The organism is Mesorhizobium sp. BR115XR7A, assembly GCF_020165315.1.
In the GTDB taxonomy this organism is placed as follows: domain Bacteria; phylum Pseudomonadota; class Alphaproteobacteria; order Rhizobiales; family Rhizobiaceae; genus Mesorhizobium; species Mesorhizobium australicum.
Window position 1 is genome coordinate 1 of the sequence record NZ_JAIUHW010000004.1, and the last position, 15116, is coordinate 15116.

Consider the following 15116-nt stretch of genomic DNA (forward strand, 5'->3'; position numbering starts at 1 on the left):
GGCAACAATACCGACACGGCGAGCGCAAGCTTCGCGGCCGCCTTCCTTGGGGCGGTGACGCCGAGCTATGGCGCGGATGGCGCCGGTTCGACGGTGATCAGCGGCTACACGCTGTCGGTGACAGCTCCCGGCGAGAATTCGGGCCTGACCAGCCAGGGTGAGGCAATCACGCTGTCCAAGGTGGGCAACGACATCGTCGGCACGACGGCCACGCATGGCGATGTCTTCATGATCTCCGTCAATGCGGCCGGCACGGTGACGCTGACGCAGTATCAGCAGATCGACCACCTGCCCGAGAGCCTCGACACCACCAACAACAACGCCCACATCGACCTTGCCAATGGCCTGGTGACGCTGTCGGCGACGGCGACGGTGACGGATGGCGACAACGACCAGGCGACCTCGACGGTGAGCGCCGACCTGGGCGGCAATCTCGGCTTCGACGATGCCTTGCCGACGGCAATATCTCCGGCCTCCGCAGTTGTGGCAAACGGAGCAGGAGCGGCCGTCTCGTTCGACCTCGATATCGACGGGATACTTACCAACAACTACGGCGCTGATGGCGGAACAGTCATCTTCCCGACGTCGCTCGAAGGCACGGCAAGCGGACTGACCTCAAACGGCGTTTCGATCGTGTACGACGTCTCAGCCGACGGCCACACGCTCACGGGTCTGGCCGGCGCCACATCCGTGTTTGTCATTACGCTCAACCCGGCGACCGCTTCCTACTCCGTCGAGATGAACGGAACTGTGGACAGCATAACCACTGTGGATTTCAACGGAGGTGGCTATGATTTCGTTGGCGGCAACGGGGCTTGGGCAGGCTTCAATACGGCGGCCAATGACGACAGCAAGGATCTGCTGCTTACGCCCATAGAAAGCGGAGTCAGCTCTGGAACTTTGAACACTAACGCCAATGAGGGCGGCGTCAGCGGTGGCAATTCGGTTGGGTCAGGTGAGAAAATGCGCCTTGACTTCGTCGTAGATTTGACCGGCAACCCTCCGAACGGCAGCTACTCGTCGCCCTCGACCCATCTCTTCGAAGGACATTATACTACGAACGGCGCGTCGGCGAAGTTCACCGGTATCTCATCTCAGTCCGCGGCTCGCTTCGCCGCCTTCGACGATCCGGATGGGAACGTAAAGGTTGGCGACGGCGTCCAGGATTCTGTTACCGCGGTCGCATTGAGCTACAACGGCGAGACCAAGCTGGTGACGTTCGCCGAGATCAGCACCACAACGACGAACGTCACGGTTGGCGGTCACGTATTTACAGTGCATTTCGTCGACGGTGCCGCTCCTGGAACTCAATACGAGGCCGTGGTCGGATCCATCCTGCAGAACACCTCAATAGCCACCTACACGGCCAATGGGTATAACAGTCTCGAGATTGGTTACGAGTCGGGTGACACGTTCAAACTCGGAGATTTTGGCGCGGCAGCTTCGACAAACAGTCCGGTGAGCTTCGATCTTCCCGTCAGTGTTGTCGATGGCGATAACGACACAGCTGCGGGCACCATCGGTATCACTTTGAGCCCGACGGGACAAACCATCCAGAATCACTCGTCAGATCTGGCCGGTGACTCCCATTTGTATACTTCGACGCTGGCGGCGCCTCATATCATCGGGTCGGACTTCAACGACACGCTGAATGGCGACAGCGGCAACAACGTGCTCTATGGCGGCGCCGGCAACGATACGATCAACGGCAACGCCGGCAACGACCTTCTCATCGGCGGCGCCGGCCAGGACACCATGACCGGCGGCACGGGCGCCGACACATTCAAGCTCGACGGGTTGGACATCAAGGACCTCATCGCCGACTACAGTGGTGCACAAGGCGACAAGATCGACCTGTCATCCCTGTTTGAAACAGGTCCAGGGGCAAATATCGGGGACTTCGTGAAATACGACTCGGCATCACACACGCTCAGCGTCGACGCCAATGGTACAACCGGTGGCGCCAATTTCGTCGACGTCGCCGTCTTGCAGAACGCACCTGTCGCCGGCACCATCAGTCTGATTTACGACGACACGGCTCACACACAGCACACGGCCACGATTTAGCACTTATGCGCGGCCGTTCTCTCATGCTACATATTAGCGAAACATAATACCGCAGTTTGGAGAGGGACTTAAATGAAGCGTTGTTCAAAATTACTGATTTCGGCCACGGCGCTGCTGTTGGCGGGATCGACCGGCTTTGCCGCCGACATCATCGAGGGACCTGTGGCCGACTATTGCCGCACCGTTGGAACCTCCAACCTCGTGCTGACCGACAACACGGTCGACCTCACGACACAGGTCGTCAAGCTGATGGATGAGTCGGTTGCCGTCGCCAACAGCCCGGAATGGATCCATTCATCCCGGCCGGTCTTCGTCTGGGCATCGGAAGCCAAGGTCGCCTGCGGCATGGCTTACGGCTACCTGAAGACCAACTACAAGGACGAAGACACGCTCAATAAATGCGAGTGTTTTCACGACCGCATGGTCGAGTACATGAACTGACCGCAAGAGCGAAAGCGCTGGCAGAAAATGGAATCTGACCGGCAGGTTCACCGCCTGCGGACATGGGTGGTCGCTTGCGCGCTGGCGCTATCGCTGTTCGGCTGCCAATCCAAAGGCTCGGTGTCGGACGCGCTCGACCCCGCTGCCATCCAGGTCGCCAATCAGCCGGCTGCTGTTGTTGCCGTGGCAAACGCAAGCAAGGCGACGCAGTCCCTCGGCACGGGACCCACGAAAGTCGCCATGCTGCTGCCGCTGTCCGCTTCCGGATCCGCGGGCGAAAACGGCAAAAAGATGCTCGACGCCGCCAAGCTCGCCATGACGGACCTCGGTAATCCCCTGCTGACGCTTACCGTCGAGGACACAAGGGGAGACGCGGCTTACTCCCAGCAACTGGCGGTAAAGGCCATAACTTCGGGAGCGAAAGTGGTCATCGGTCCGACCGAACTGCCGGCGGCGCAGCATGTCGCGAAACTGTCGGGCTCGAACCGGCCCGTGGTTCTGGCTCTCGCGGAAAATTTTGCCGGCGGCCCAGGCGTCTATGCGGTATGCCTTGGCGAGGCTGACAGCGCCGCGGCGGGCGCCGGCGCAATCGCGGCCAAGGGCGGCAAGAAATTCGTCCTGCTGGTGCCAGCGGGCGCGGGTGCCGATATTGCCGAAAAACACGTCGCCAACAGCCTCAGCGTGTACGGCGCCGCACTTGCGATCACCATCCCCTACACGAGCGCCGACAGCGCGGCAAAGGCGGTCGCGGACATGGGCTCGCTGGTTGACGCCCCCGACGCCGTGATCGTCGCCAGCGGCGACAGCAATCCATCGCCAATCCTGATCGCCCTCAAGGCAAAAGGCATCCCTGGAAAATCAACCTCCGTGGTTGGCACGAACCGCTGGCTGGAGCACCCGACCAGTCCGCTTTTCGAAGGCGCCTATATCGCGACGCTCGACCAACATGAAACAGGCCCCATTTCGGATCGTTTCAAGGCAAGCTTCAATTACCAGGCCGACGTCAATGTCGCTTATGCCTATGATATGGTCGCGCTGACCGCGGGCATCGCAAGCGCTGCCGGACCCAATGGCTTCAACAGGCAGGTTTTCGAGAACCCGAATGGCTTTCGCGGATCGACCGGCTTGTTCAGGTTCCGCGCGGATGGATCCAGCGAACGCTCAATGCCGTTTTACCGGATTGAAAAAGGTGCGCTCAAACTGGTTGCCAAATCGACGTCCAGCTTCTAGCGAACTGGGCGCGGGCGGCCCGGTGGGTCATCGGGGGCGCGTTCGCATGATGATCGCGCTCGCGGGCATCGAGCTTCTCATCGGTATCCTGCTGCTGGTCAAGGCAGCGACCCTGTTCCCCGTCGAACGAAGCCTCACCGACCCAGCCCCTGACGTCGGCGATGACGTCGCGCGACATCCGGCTCGATCGATCGTCAACTCAGCCCGCAAGATTGCCGAGGATCTCATCGCACCGCCGCAGATCGAGGGATCGGAGATGGAGCGGGTGGAACCTCGTTTGCCGCTTGGCGACCTCGGCCTCGCATCACGCCCCAAGTCATGGATGCCCAGGGATTGGCGGGAAACATTGCTTTACGATCCAGTGGCCACGTCGTCGGCTGCTTTCGACTCCATGGGGCGGAAACTGTTCATCAGTGGAACCCAGGGCGTCCAGACCGACAGGGTCTGCCTGTTTCACGAGAGCGCGTGGCCATGCGGACAGCGGGCCTACGCGGCTTTCAACAACTGGATGCGCGGGCGAGCGCTGAACTGCTTCGTGCCTCCGGTGGTCGACCGCTTCCCTGTCGCGGTGACATGCAGGCTGGGCAAACAGGATGTCGGTGCCTGGCTGGTATCGAATGGCTGGGCGCTGGCCTTGCCGAGCGGCATCTATGGCAAGGCCGAAGCAACAGCCAGGGCGGCGGAGATGGGAATCTTCGGCCCGCCATAGGCGACAGCACCGGATTCGCCACAAAGGGCAGCATCCTCCGTTCAGAAGCTTGGCGATCTAACCAACGTGTCAAATTGTATTGTTCTTCGAAACCGAAATCGTAACTTGCCGGTCTTATGCTTGGCGATCGAACGGAGATCGACGATGAGCAATGCAGCAGCTGATGTCCCGGTCCATCATGAATGGAAGACCATTGCCTGGCTGGCATTTCTTGGAACCGTCGGCAGCCTGTGCGTGTCCCTCGTCCTGAATTATCTGCTGTTGTTCAGCGAGGCGCTGACGCCTTTCGGGCGCGGCATGATCACGGCAACACTTTTGCCTGTGGTGATCTGCCTGCCGCTGTTTGTGTTCATAGGCCTGAAACTGGCCGAGATCCGTCGCTATCGGCGGGAACTCAACCGGGCCGCGACCTTCGATACGCTGACCGGTTGCCTGAACGGGAGGGTCTTCACGTCGCTGATCGAGAGACGGGCGATCAGGTCTTCCCCACAAGGCGAGCGATCGGGCGCGTTCCTGGTCATTCATCCTGAACACCTGAACGCCATCAACTTGCGCTTCGGCCTGAACTGGGGCGACGAGGCCTTGCGCCTGATCGCTTCAACCATCCGGTCTTGCGTGCGCTCGCAAGACGTCGTCGGCCGCATAGGTGCCTCCATGTTCGGTGTGTTCCTTCCCGGAACGAGCGAGGCCGAAGCCAGGACGGTTGGCGAGCGTATCCGTGCCACTGTCTCGCAGGTCTATTTCGCCCCTCAGGGAGCCGAGGAGATCCTGGCCGTGTCCGTCGGGGGCGTGGTTTTCGAGCAGGACCTGGACTTCGAGGACATGTTCCGGCCTGCCGAAGAGAGCTTGTCGGGCAAAAGCGGTTTTGGACTGTCGCGTATTCAACGCGCTTCAATCTGACGAGCCGTCACCATTCTATCGCCAATAGGCGGAAGGCGTGCCGGCAAATGGGCGGGGCACGCCTTGGGATCCCCTCGTGATCGCGAGACGGGCTCGTTGCTTTTCGAAGCCGGCTTATGCAATCGTGGCCATGGACGCCAGCCTGCCGCTTACACCGGCATGCCACCTGACCAAGATCTCCGGACCCGACCTCGATGGCTGGTGTATCGACGGAACAGAATGAAGTTTTACTCAGCCGCCGAGCGGATTGCCTTTATCGCCACGCTCATTGCGGTCTTGGTGCTCGCGTTGCTGCCGATATCTCGCCTCGACGAATTCGGCATCGATATCGGCTTCCACTACGACAAGGCCAACCATGCGAGCGCCTTCGCGATCCTGGCGTTTCTGGGAAGTCTGGGCTGGCCGGGCCGCAAGAGGAGGCTGATCATCTTCCTCGCCCTGGTTGGAGCCGCGATCGAAATCCTCCAGGGCACGTCGCTGATAGAGCGTGATCTGGACGTGTTCGACTGGGTCGCCGATTGCGTCGGCATGGCTTGCGGACTTCTGGCGGCAATCTGCGCGAACTGGATTTCGCGACGCGTGCATTGAGATAGCCAAATCAGCAAGTTGGCGCTGAAGGTGAAGGTCTACCGCGAACTGCGCGATCGCGAGCGGGATCGTCGTGTGCCTGTGCTGAAAATGGGCCCGCTCTATTTCCTCTGGGCCTCGGCCAAACACCAGTCCCACGGACACGATCAGAACACCTAAGCGGTCCGCCGATGGCTGCCGGACGCTTCAACTCGCGATGGCGGTCGGACGCGTCAACTCGCCTCGCGCATCGCCTCTGCCGCCTGCAAATCGACAGAGACAAGCTGGCTGACGCCCTGCTCGGCCATGGTCACGCCGAACAGCCGGTCCATGCGGGCCATGGTGATGGGATTGTGGGTGATGATGACGAAACGCGTCTCGGTGGTCTTGGCCATCTCGTCCATGAGATTGCAGAAGCGCTCGACATTGTGATCGTCGAGCGGCGCATCGACTTCGTCGAGCACGCAGATCGGTGCCGGGTTGGTCAGGAAGACAGCGAAGATCAGCGACATCGCAGTCAGCGCCTGCTCGCCGCCCGACAGCAGCGTCATGGTCTGCGGCTTCTTGCCGGGCGGTCGGGCAAGAATCTCCAGGCCCGCCTCCAGCGGATCCTCGGATTCGATCAGCTGCAATTCCGCCGTGCCGCCACCGAACAGATGCGAGAACAGTCGCTGAAAGTGGCTGTTGACGACATCGAAGGCGGCCAGCAGCCGTTCGCGGCCTTCACGATTGAGGCTCTGGATCGCTTGCCTGAGCTTGCGGATCGCTTCGATAATGTCCTCTCGCTCGGAAACGATCGCCTCCAGGCGCTCGGAAAGCTCCCTCTGCTCTTCCTCGGCGCGCAGATTGACGGCGCCGAGCCGCTCGCGCTCGACCTTCAGCCGATCCAACTGGCGTTCGATCTCGGGCATTTCGGGCATCGGATCGTCGGCTTCCAGGCCGGTGTGGCGAATGACCAGATGCGGCGGCGTGTTCAACGTTTCCTGGATGCGCGCCTCGACCTCCAGCCGGCGTTCGTCGGCCGCCGTCAGCCGTTCCTCGGCACGGGCGCGGGTTTCGCGCGCTTCGGCCAGCGACTGGATGGCTGATGTGGCCGCCTTGTCCAGTTCGGCCTGCCTGTTCTCCGCCTCCTGCAACCGGTCGGCTGCCGCCTTGCGCAAGGTTTCGGCCTCGGTGAGCTGCGACAGCAGCGCACGCCGCTTGGCGTCGATCTCGTCGGGCGCATCGGCCAGCCGTTCGCGCTCGGCTTCGGCCTCTGCCTTGCGTTCGGCAAGCGACGCGATCTGCGTCGAAGCGTTTTCGGCGCGCTCCAGCCAGTTGCTGCGTTCGGCACCTATGGCGTCAAGCCGGCGTGTGCGTGCCTCGGCTTCTCGCCGCAAGCCCTCGTGGACGGCGCGCGCGTCTGCAAGCGCGGCGCGGTCGCGCGAGACATTGGCCGAGGACTGTTCGAGCTGCAATTGCAGGTCGCCGAGGTCGGGCGCATCCTGCAGCAGCATCTCGGCCTCGACGAAAGCCGCTAACGTCTCCTCATGGCTGTCGACGATGCGGGCGCGCGCCTCGTCCAGCGCGGCACGCCGGCTCGATAGTTCACCGCCGGCCTTTTCCGCCTCGGCCAGCGCATTGCGGGCGGCGTCCAGCCGGTGCTGGGCCTCACGTCCCGCCTGGCGCGTGTTGCGTTCGGCTTCGCTTGCCTGGCGGAGCGCCTGCTCGGCCTGCGCTAGCGCTTCCTCGGCCTGGCGCAGCACAAGCGTCGCCTGCACCGCTTCGGCATCGAGTTCGGCAAGCCGGTTCTTCTGTGCCAGCCTTTGTGCCGCGGCGGTCGGCGCATCGGCGCTGGCGGTCAGGCCGTCCCAGCGCCACAGCGCACCCTGGCGGCTGACCAGGCGCTGGCCTGGAGCCAGAAGCCCCTGCAACCGGCGGCCGTCAGCGGCCTCGACGATGCCGATCTGCGCAAGACGTCGGGCTAGTTGCGCCGGCGCGCGAACCACGCTGGCAAGGCTCTTGATCCCTTCCGGAAGCGCGGCATCGCCGGGCTGGATTTCGCTTTCGCCCCAATGCGCCGGTGCACTGCGGTCGAGCGGCACGTCGAGATCTTCGCCAAGGGCGGCCCCCAGTGCCGTCTCGAAGCCGCGCTCGACGCTGATCTGCTCCAGCACCGAAGGGAAGAGATCGCCGCTGGCCGCGTTCAGGATCTTGGCCAGCGTGCGCGCTTCGGTCTCGATCCGCGCCAGCTCGGCCTTGGCGTCCTGAAGCGGCGGGCGGGCAGCGCTTTCAGCGCCACGGCCGTCGATGACCGACTGTTCAGCCTGCTCCACCGCTGCCTCGGACTCCTCCAGCAACGCCATCGCCTGCTCGACCAGTACCTGCTTCTCGGCCGGATCCGGCAAGCCGGCGACCTTGGAGAGGATGTCCGACAATTCGCGGTCGACGTCGGCGAGTTGGCGGGCGAAGCGGTCGCGACGCTCCGCGGTTTCGCGCAAAGTCCGTTCGATCTGGTGGCGCGAGGCGGCGGCCTCGGCGCGCTCGGCGGTCAGCGCGGCAAGTTTGGCTTCGCTTTGCGCAAGCGTCGAGGCGGCCTGTTCGAATACAGCGCGGGTGGTGGCCTCACGCTCGGCGGCACCGGCGTTTTCGGAGTTCAGCGTGGCCTCTTCCGCACGCAGGCGCTCGAGAACGTCGGCATTGTCGCGCACCATCCGCTCTTCGCGGGCAATGTCGCCGTCGAGCTGCTGCAGCCGACGTTCGAGTTCGGCCTGCCGGTTGCGGATACGGCCAGCTTCTTCCTCGATCTGCGACCTGGCGATCGACAGGCGCTGGAAAGCCGCGGCAGCCGCGGCTTCCGCGTCGCGCAGGTCAGGCAGGCGATGGGCGGAGATGCCTTGCTCCTTGGCCGCGTTCATCTGCGTGGCGGCGCGGTCGCCGACGAGCGCCGTGGCCGTGGCCAGCGCCGAACGCGCCTCGCCTTCCTGTGTCTTGGCCAGCGTCCAGCGCAGGTGCAAGAGCGTTGCTTCGGCCTTGCGGATGTCGGCCGACAGGTTCTTGAAGCGGGAAGCCTGGCGCGCCTGGCGCTTGAGGCTTTCGATCTGGCTTTCCAGCTCGCCCACGACATCGTCCAGGCGTTCGAGGTTCTGCTCGGCCGCCTTAAGCCGCAATTCCGCCTCGTGGCGACGGGTGTGCAGGCCGGAAATGCCGGCCGCTTCTTCGAGCAGGGCGCGACGGGCCTGCGGCTTGGCCTGGATCAGTTCGCCGATACGGCCTTGCCCGACCATCGAGGGCGAGCGCGCGCCGGTCGACTGGTCGGCGAACAGAAGCTGCACGTCCTTGGCGCGCGCTTCCTTGCCGTTGATGCGGTAGAGCGAGCCGGCCTCGCGCTCGATGCGGCGCGACACCTGCAGTTCGTCGGCATCGTTGAAGGCGGATGGAGCCGAGCGGTCGCTGTTGTCCAGGAAAAGCGTGACTTCGGCGGTGTTGCGGGCGGGACGGGTGCCCGAGCCGGAAAAGATGACGTCGTCCATGCCGGACGCGCGCATGTTCTTGTAGGAGCTTTCGCCCATCACCCAGCGCAGCGCCTCGACAAGGTTCGACTTGCCGCAGCCGTTCGGCCCGACAATGCCGGTCAGGCCGCGTTCGATGACGAACTCGCCGGGTTCGACGAAGGACTTGAAACCAAGGAGGCGGAGGCGCGAAAACTTCATTCGCGCGCCTCATACACCGGTTCGGCAAGAGTGTACCGAGGTTTTGCGATAGGGCGCAGAGCGCGCGAACGGATAGAGAGGCAAGCAGCGCCGGAGCGCTGCCGCTTCAGCACTGAGCCGATGTCAGAGCAGAGGGTCGATGATGGCCGACATTTCCTCAATCGACATCGCCCCTTTGTAGGTCTTACCGTTGATGAAGAAGGTCGGCGTCGAGTCGACCTTGAATTCATTGGCGCCACGCTTCTGGACCGATCTCACATCGTCCAGAAGTTTCTGGTCCGTCAAGCAGGCCTCGAAGGACTCCTGTGTAAAACCGGCAAGCTTGGAAATTTGCAGCAGCGCTTCCTTGGTGTTCGACACGCCGACCCAGTTCGCCTGTTGCCTGAACAGCACGTCGACCATCGGGAAATAGTTATCCTTGGCGCAACGCGCCAGCATGAAACCGGCTTCGGCGCTCGGATCGAATGGGAATTCGCGCAGGATGTAGCGCGCCTTGCCGGTATCGATGTACTTGGTCTTCAAATCCGGAAAGGTGGTCTCGGCGAAATGCGCGCAGTGCGGGCAGGTCATCGAGGCGTATTCGACGATGGTGACCTTGGCGTCATCCTTGCCGAGCTGCTTGTCGGGCAGCGCGCCCGGCTTCATCAGTTCGGTCATGTCGACGGTGCCCTGCGCTTCCGGTACCTGGACCGCGGCGGGCGTGGCCGGCTTTGCGGGCGTTGCCGGATTCGCGGGTTTGACATCCGCGGCCTTCGCCTCTTCGCCGGAATCACTGCAGGCGGCGAGCAGGGCCACCGCCGGGATGGCGGCCAGCGATGTCAGGACGTTTCTGCGAGAGAAGCTTTGGCCAAACGGGGGACGGCTCATACGAATCACCTGATAAGGGTTGGATTTTGCAATGCAAAGGCACGAAAAGGCGAGAGTTGGCGCGAATTAAGGCATCCCTGTCCCCAATCCAATCGTGAAACCTGACAAGGGCGATCACGAATGCGCGAGATTAACGACAAACCTATGACCGTTTCCAATCAGAACCAAGGGGATCGTCTCCGTTTGGGCCGACCGGGGCGACTGTAACCGTTCCACTTCGCCCTTGGCCAGACGGCCTCGGGATAGTCCCTGGGCTCATTGCAGCCGTCTAGGCTTTCCTTGCGCCCAGAATGGTCGCCCCCAGCCGTTCCAGCGAGGCGCGCAGCCCGTCATCCTCTATAAGCCCGACAGTATCGGACAATTTCGCCTTTTCGGCCGCGCTCAACGCCCTGAGGGTGGGTTTGGGCCGGGCTCTTCCCGAGCTTATCGGCTTCTGCACGATCCTGATGCGGCCTATCGCCCTGAAACCCAGGAAGGCGTTCACCCGGTTGATGATCTCGCCGGTCTCGTGCTGCAGATGAAGCGCGGCCATGCCTTCGCAGGCGATGACCAGTACGGCCGGCTCGAACGGATCATCCTCGTGCAGGCGGCGCGGCCACTGGATCTTTTCGGGCCGCGAGTGGATGGCCAGGCGCGGTCCGGCAATCTCTTCCCACGACTGGACCAGACCGATCGAGATGCCTGCCCGCTTGCGCAGCACCGGGTCGAGGATGTCGGTGGCGAGATCGCTCACCGGAACGGGATTGCCGAAGCGCCTTTTCCCTGCCATGTGCGTTCTCCAGCCACGACCCAGCAGATACCGGCCAGGCCAACGCAAGATCAATGGCACCAGCAGACCAGACCCGCAAGGCCCAGACCAGCAAGGCCATCTCGGATGATACGGCGTCGCGCCTGCTCGCCTGGTATGACGCGCATCATCGCGAATTGCCGTGGCGCGTGACGCCGCGCGAGCATGCACGCGGTGTGCGGCCCGATCCCTACCGTATCTGGCTGTCGGAGGTGATGCTGCAGCAGACCACCGTCGAAGCGGTGAAATCGTATTTCCTCGCCTTTGTCGAGAAATGGCCCGATGTCGAAGCGCTGGCCGCGGCGCCGACGGAGGATGTGATGAAAGCCTGGGCGGGGCTCGGCTACTACTCCCGCGCCCGCAACCTCAAGGCCTGCGCGGATCTGGTGGCGGCGCGCGGCGGCCGGTTTCCGGACACCGAGATCGGACTTCGAGAATTGCCGGGGATCGGCGCCTATACATCGGCGGCAATAACGGCCATCGCCTTCGACCGCCACGCCGCCGTCGTCGACGGCAATGTCGAACGCGTCATCTCACGGCTGTTTTCGATCACGACGCCGCTCAGCGAAGCCAAGGCCGAGATACGGGCCCATGTCGAGAGCATGGTGCCGGCGACAAGGCCCGGCGACTTTGCCCAGGCGATGATGGATCTCGGCGCCACGATATGCACGCCGCGCCGGCCGCGCTGCATGCTGTGCCCGCTGCGCGAGGACTGCAGCGCCGTTGTTTCAGGAGATCCCGAAAATTTCCCGGTGCGGCTGCCAAAGGCCGACAAGCCGCTGCGGCGGGGGGCTGCTTTCGTTGCCATGCGCGACGACGGTGCCATTCTTTTGCGCAAGCGGCCAGAGAAAGGGCTGCTCGGCGGCATGACGGAAGTGCCGACCACCGCCTGGACGGCGCGGGTGGACGGAGCCACCACAGAGGCGGCAGCGCCCTTTGCCGGCGACTGGCGGCGCGCCGGAACAATCACGCATGTGTTCACCCATTTCGCGCTCGAGCTCGAAGTCTTTCGTGCCCACATCAAAGGTGATGCCCTGGCAGGGTATTTCTGGTCGCCCGCCCATGAGATTTCAGGCGAGGCGCTGCCCACCGTCATGAAAAAGGCAATCGAGGCTGCGATACCCGGCGCGACGAAAAAACCGTCGCCATTGAGTGCAAAGAGGCCCCATGACTGAAATCCGCCACGTCGTTTTCGACATCGGCAAGGTGCTGATCCATTACGATCCGAACATTCCCTTCAGCCGCCTCATTCCCGACGACGAAGAGAGAAAATGGTTCTTCGACAATATCTGCACGCACGACTGGAACATAGAGCAGGATCGCGGCCGGACGTGGGAAGAGGCCGAAGCGCTGCTGATCGCGGAGCACCCCGAGCACGCCGAAAACATCCGCAATTTCCGTCGCCACTGGCACGAGATGGTACCGCATGCCTATGACGACAGTGTCGCCATCATGCTCGGCCTGATCGATAGCGGCCACGATGTGACGATGCTGACCAACTTTGCTTCCGACACGCTGGCCGAAGCGCGCGAGCGCTTCGATTTCCTCGATCGTCCGCGCGGCGTCACCATCTCGGGCGAGATCGGCAAGATCAAACCGGATCGTGGCATCTACGACCATCACGTGGCCGCGTTCGGCCTCGAGCCGTCGGCGACGCTGTTCATCGACGACAGCCAGAAAAATGTCGACGGCGCCAAGGCCGCCGGCTGGCAAGCGGTGCTGTTCACCGATGCCAGCACGCTTAAAGCAGACCTTGAGCGATTGGGGATCAGAGTGTGATCTCCATCGCTTGCGGCGATCCGGTGAGACTTTGAATCACCAAATATGAGGCAAGCTGCAGGGGGTCAGCCCCCTGCCCGTTCCATGCCAAGCCGGGCGATGCGGCGCAGTTCGTCGATGGGGGTAAGCCCGCCGCTGCGCTCATAATGCCAGAAGGTCCAGCCGTTGCAGGCGTCCAATCCCTGCACCTCGGCGCCGATCTTGTGGATCGAGCCGGCGCTGTCGCCGATCGCGACGGTCCCGTCGGCGCGAACCTTGGCGGCCCAGCGCTTCTTGGCGTCATAGAGCGTGGCGCCGGGCGTCATCAGCCCGGTGTCGATCAGGCTGACGAAGGCGACGCGCGGCTCCGCGCGCTTGCCGGTGAGCACGGTGAGATCCGCCTCGTCGAGTGGCCGCACCGCGTCGATGCGCTCATTGGCGGCGTCGATATAGGCCTGCTCGCGCTCGATGCCGACGAAGTGACGGCCGAGGCGCTTGGCAACCGCGCCTGTCGTACCGGAGCCGAAGAACGGGTCGAGCACGACGTCACCCGGCTTGGTCGAGGCCATCATGATACGGGCAAGCAGCGCCTCGGGCTTTTGAGTCGGATGCAGCTTGTCGCCATTCTCATTCTTCAGGCGCTCGCCGCCGGTGCAGATCGGGAACAGCCAGTCGGAGCGCATCTGGATATCGTCGTTCGACGCCTTCAGCGCTTCGTAGTTGAAGGTATAGCCCTTGCCCTTCTGGTCACGCGAAGCCCAGATCATCGTCTCATGCGCGTTCTGGAAGCGGCGGCCGCGAAAATTCGGCATCGGATTGGTCTTGCGCCAGACCACGTCGTTGAGAATCCAGAAGCCGAGATCCTGCATCTTGGCCCCGACGCGGAAGATGTTGTGATAGGAGCCAATGACCCAGATGGTGCCGTTGGGCTTCAGCACGCGGCGTGCCGCCAGCAGCCAGGCGCGGGTGAAAGCGTCATAGGCTTCGAAGCTCTCGAACTGGTCCCAGTCGTCGTCGACCGCATCGACCTTGGATTGGTCGGGACGGTGCAGGTCGCCGTCGAGCTGCAGATTGTAGGGCGGATCGGCAAAGATGACGTCGATCGACTTTTCCGGCAGGCGGTCGAGCGCCGCGACGCAGTCGCCTTTCAGGATCGTGTCCAGCCATTCGGATTGCTGGGGAGCGTGGGAGAGCTCGTCGAGAAGACGCACGGCTGACATTTTTACACCCAAGGCACGCGTTACTGTTTACTGCCCGTTATGGTTACCGATCAGCGTAAATATTCGGTGAAGCTTTATCGATGCCGTGGAGGAGTTTGCGAAGCCGTGTCCATTGGTGTATGCCGCGCCGCTTGAGCGGCCATTCCTCCACCCTCCATCGTTCGGATCACCATGCCCCAGCCAGATCTTGTCATCTTCGATTGCGACGGCGTGCTCGTCGATTCCGAAATCATCGCCGCGCGGGTCGAAGCTGAACTGATAACCCTGGCCGGATACGAAACCTCGGCGGAGGAGATTGCCGAGACCTATGCCGGCCTGACCCTCAAGGACATACTGATACGAATTGAGGAGAAGTCCAAAATCCCGTTCCAGGTGTCGCTGATCGACCGCGCCGAGGAACTGGTCGACCGCAAACTGCGCAGCGACGTGCGCGCCATCGAAGGCGTGCGCGAAGCGGTCGCCTCGGTCACGTCGCAACGCTGCGTCTGCTCCAACTCACGTTCGGAGCGGATCGAGTTCATGCTGGAGAAGGTGCATCTGTTGCCGTTCTTCGCCGGGCGCATCTTCTCGGCGATGGAAACGCCGACCGGAAAGACCAAGCCGGCTCCAGACGTGTTCCTGCATGCCGCCGAAAAGCTCGGCGTCAACCCGGCGAACACCTTCGTCATCGAGGATTCCGTGCACGGCGTCACCGGCGCCAAGGCCGCCGGCATGCGCGTGATCGGCTTTACGGGCGCCAGCCACAGCTATCCCGGCCATGCCGACGCCTTGACAGAGGCCGGTGCCGAGACGGTGATCCGCCGCTGGGCGGAACTGAAGAGTGTCATTGCCGCTCTGTCGGAGTGGTCGGCGGATGCCTGAGATGCGTGCGTCCGGCT

General features: G+C 62.8%; 13 protein-coding genes. 9 read left to right on the top strand and 4 right to left on the bottom strand.

Going from position 1 to position 15116, the window contains the following annotated elements; genetic code table 11:
* From LB557_RS31595 to LB557_RS09500, 6 genes are all read left to right on the top strand, one after another.
* On the top strand, positions 1–2067 hold a 2067-nt coding region (locus tag LB557_RS31595; protein WP_263496732.1), incomplete at its 5' end, for a DUF5801 repeats-in-toxin domain-containing protein.
* Between the two features lie 72 nt (positions 2068–2139).
* On the top strand, positions 2140–2508 hold the full coding sequence (locus LB557_RS09480) for a hypothetical protein (protein ID WP_224643714.1): 369 nt from the start codon (positions 2140–2142) through the stop codon (positions 2506–2508).
* 27 nt (positions 2509–2535) lie between these two features.
* Positions 2536–3738, top strand: coding sequence for an ABC transporter substrate-binding protein (locus tag LB557_RS09485; protein WP_224643715.1), 1203 nt, complete (start codon positions 2536–2538; stop codon positions 3736–3738).
* 46 nt (positions 3739–3784) lie between these two features.
* Positions 3785–4447 (top strand): thermonuclease family protein, encoded by a 663-nt coding sequence (locus tag LB557_RS09490; RefSeq protein WP_224643716.1) that lies wholly within the window; start codon positions 3785–3787, stop codon positions 4445–4447.
* 144 nt (positions 4448–4591) lie between these two features.
* A complete protein-coding gene (locus tag LB557_RS09495) occupies positions 4592–5347 on the top strand; it encodes a GGDEF domain-containing protein (RefSeq protein ID WP_140724913.1) in 756 nt (251 codons plus the stop codon).
* A 219-nt stretch (positions 5348–5566) separates the two neighbouring features.
* Positions 5567–5935: a VanZ family protein gene (locus LB557_RS09500; RefSeq protein ID WP_224643717.1), complete on the top strand. Its 369-nt coding sequence runs from the start codon at positions 5567–5569 to the stop codon at positions 5933–5935.
* 212 nt (positions 5936–6147) lie between these two features.
* Here the strand turns inward: LB557_RS09500 and smc are convergent, their stop codons facing one another.
* The 3 genes from smc to LB557_RS09515 all read right to left on the bottom strand — a co-directional run bounded on the left by smc (position 6148) and on the right by LB557_RS09515 (position 11242).
* On the bottom strand, positions 6148–9606 hold the full coding sequence (smc, locus tag LB557_RS09505) for a chromosome segregation protein SMC (protein ID WP_015318766.1): 3459 nt from the start codon (positions 9604–9606) through the stop codon (positions 6148–6150).
* Positions 9607–9729: 123 nt separating this feature from the next.
* Entirely contained in the window at positions 9730–10473 is a 744-nt protein-coding gene (locus tag LB557_RS09510) for a DsbA family protein (protein ID WP_140617272.1), read from the bottom strand.
* A 268-nt stretch (positions 10474–10741) separates the two neighbouring features.
* Entirely contained in the window at positions 10742–11242 is a 501-nt protein-coding gene (locus LB557_RS09515; RefSeq protein ID WP_140878153.1) for a DUF721 domain-containing protein, read from the bottom strand.
* Positions 11243–11295: 53 nt separating this feature from the next.
* On the opposite strand from LB557_RS09515, the gene mutY reads away from it, so the two are divergent.
* Both mutY and LB557_RS09525 read left to right on the top strand, forming a co-directional pair.
* On the top strand, positions 11296–12435 hold the full coding sequence (mutY, locus tag LB557_RS09520; RefSeq protein WP_224643718.1) for an A/G-specific adenine glycosylase: 1140 nt from the start codon (positions 11296–11298) through the stop codon (positions 12433–12435).
* The gene (locus LB557_RS09525) at positions 12428–13039 is read left to right on the top strand and encodes an HAD family hydrolase (protein WP_224643719.1); all 612 of its coding nucleotides are present in this window, start codon (positions 12428–12430) and stop codon (positions 13037–13039) included. Before mutY ends, LB557_RS09525 begins: the two co-directional genes overlap by 8 nt.
* Positions 13040–13104: 65 nt before the next feature.
* On the opposite strand, the gene LB557_RS09530 is transcribed toward LB557_RS09525, so the two are convergent.
* Positions 13105–14238 carry a site-specific DNA-methyltransferase gene (locus LB557_RS09530; RefSeq protein ID WP_140617276.1) on the bottom strand — a complete coding sequence of 378 codons (1134 nt, stop codon included), beginning with the start codon at positions 14236–14238 and terminating at the stop codon, positions 13105–13107.
* Positions 14239–14409: 171 nt separating this feature from the next.
* On the opposite strand from LB557_RS09530, the gene LB557_RS09535 reads away from it, so the two are divergent.
* Positions 14410–15099 (top strand): HAD family hydrolase, encoded by a 690-nt coding sequence (locus LB557_RS09535; protein ID WP_224643720.1) that lies wholly within the window; start codon positions 14410–14412, stop codon positions 15097–15099.
* Positions 15100–15116 lie beyond the last annotated feature (17 nt).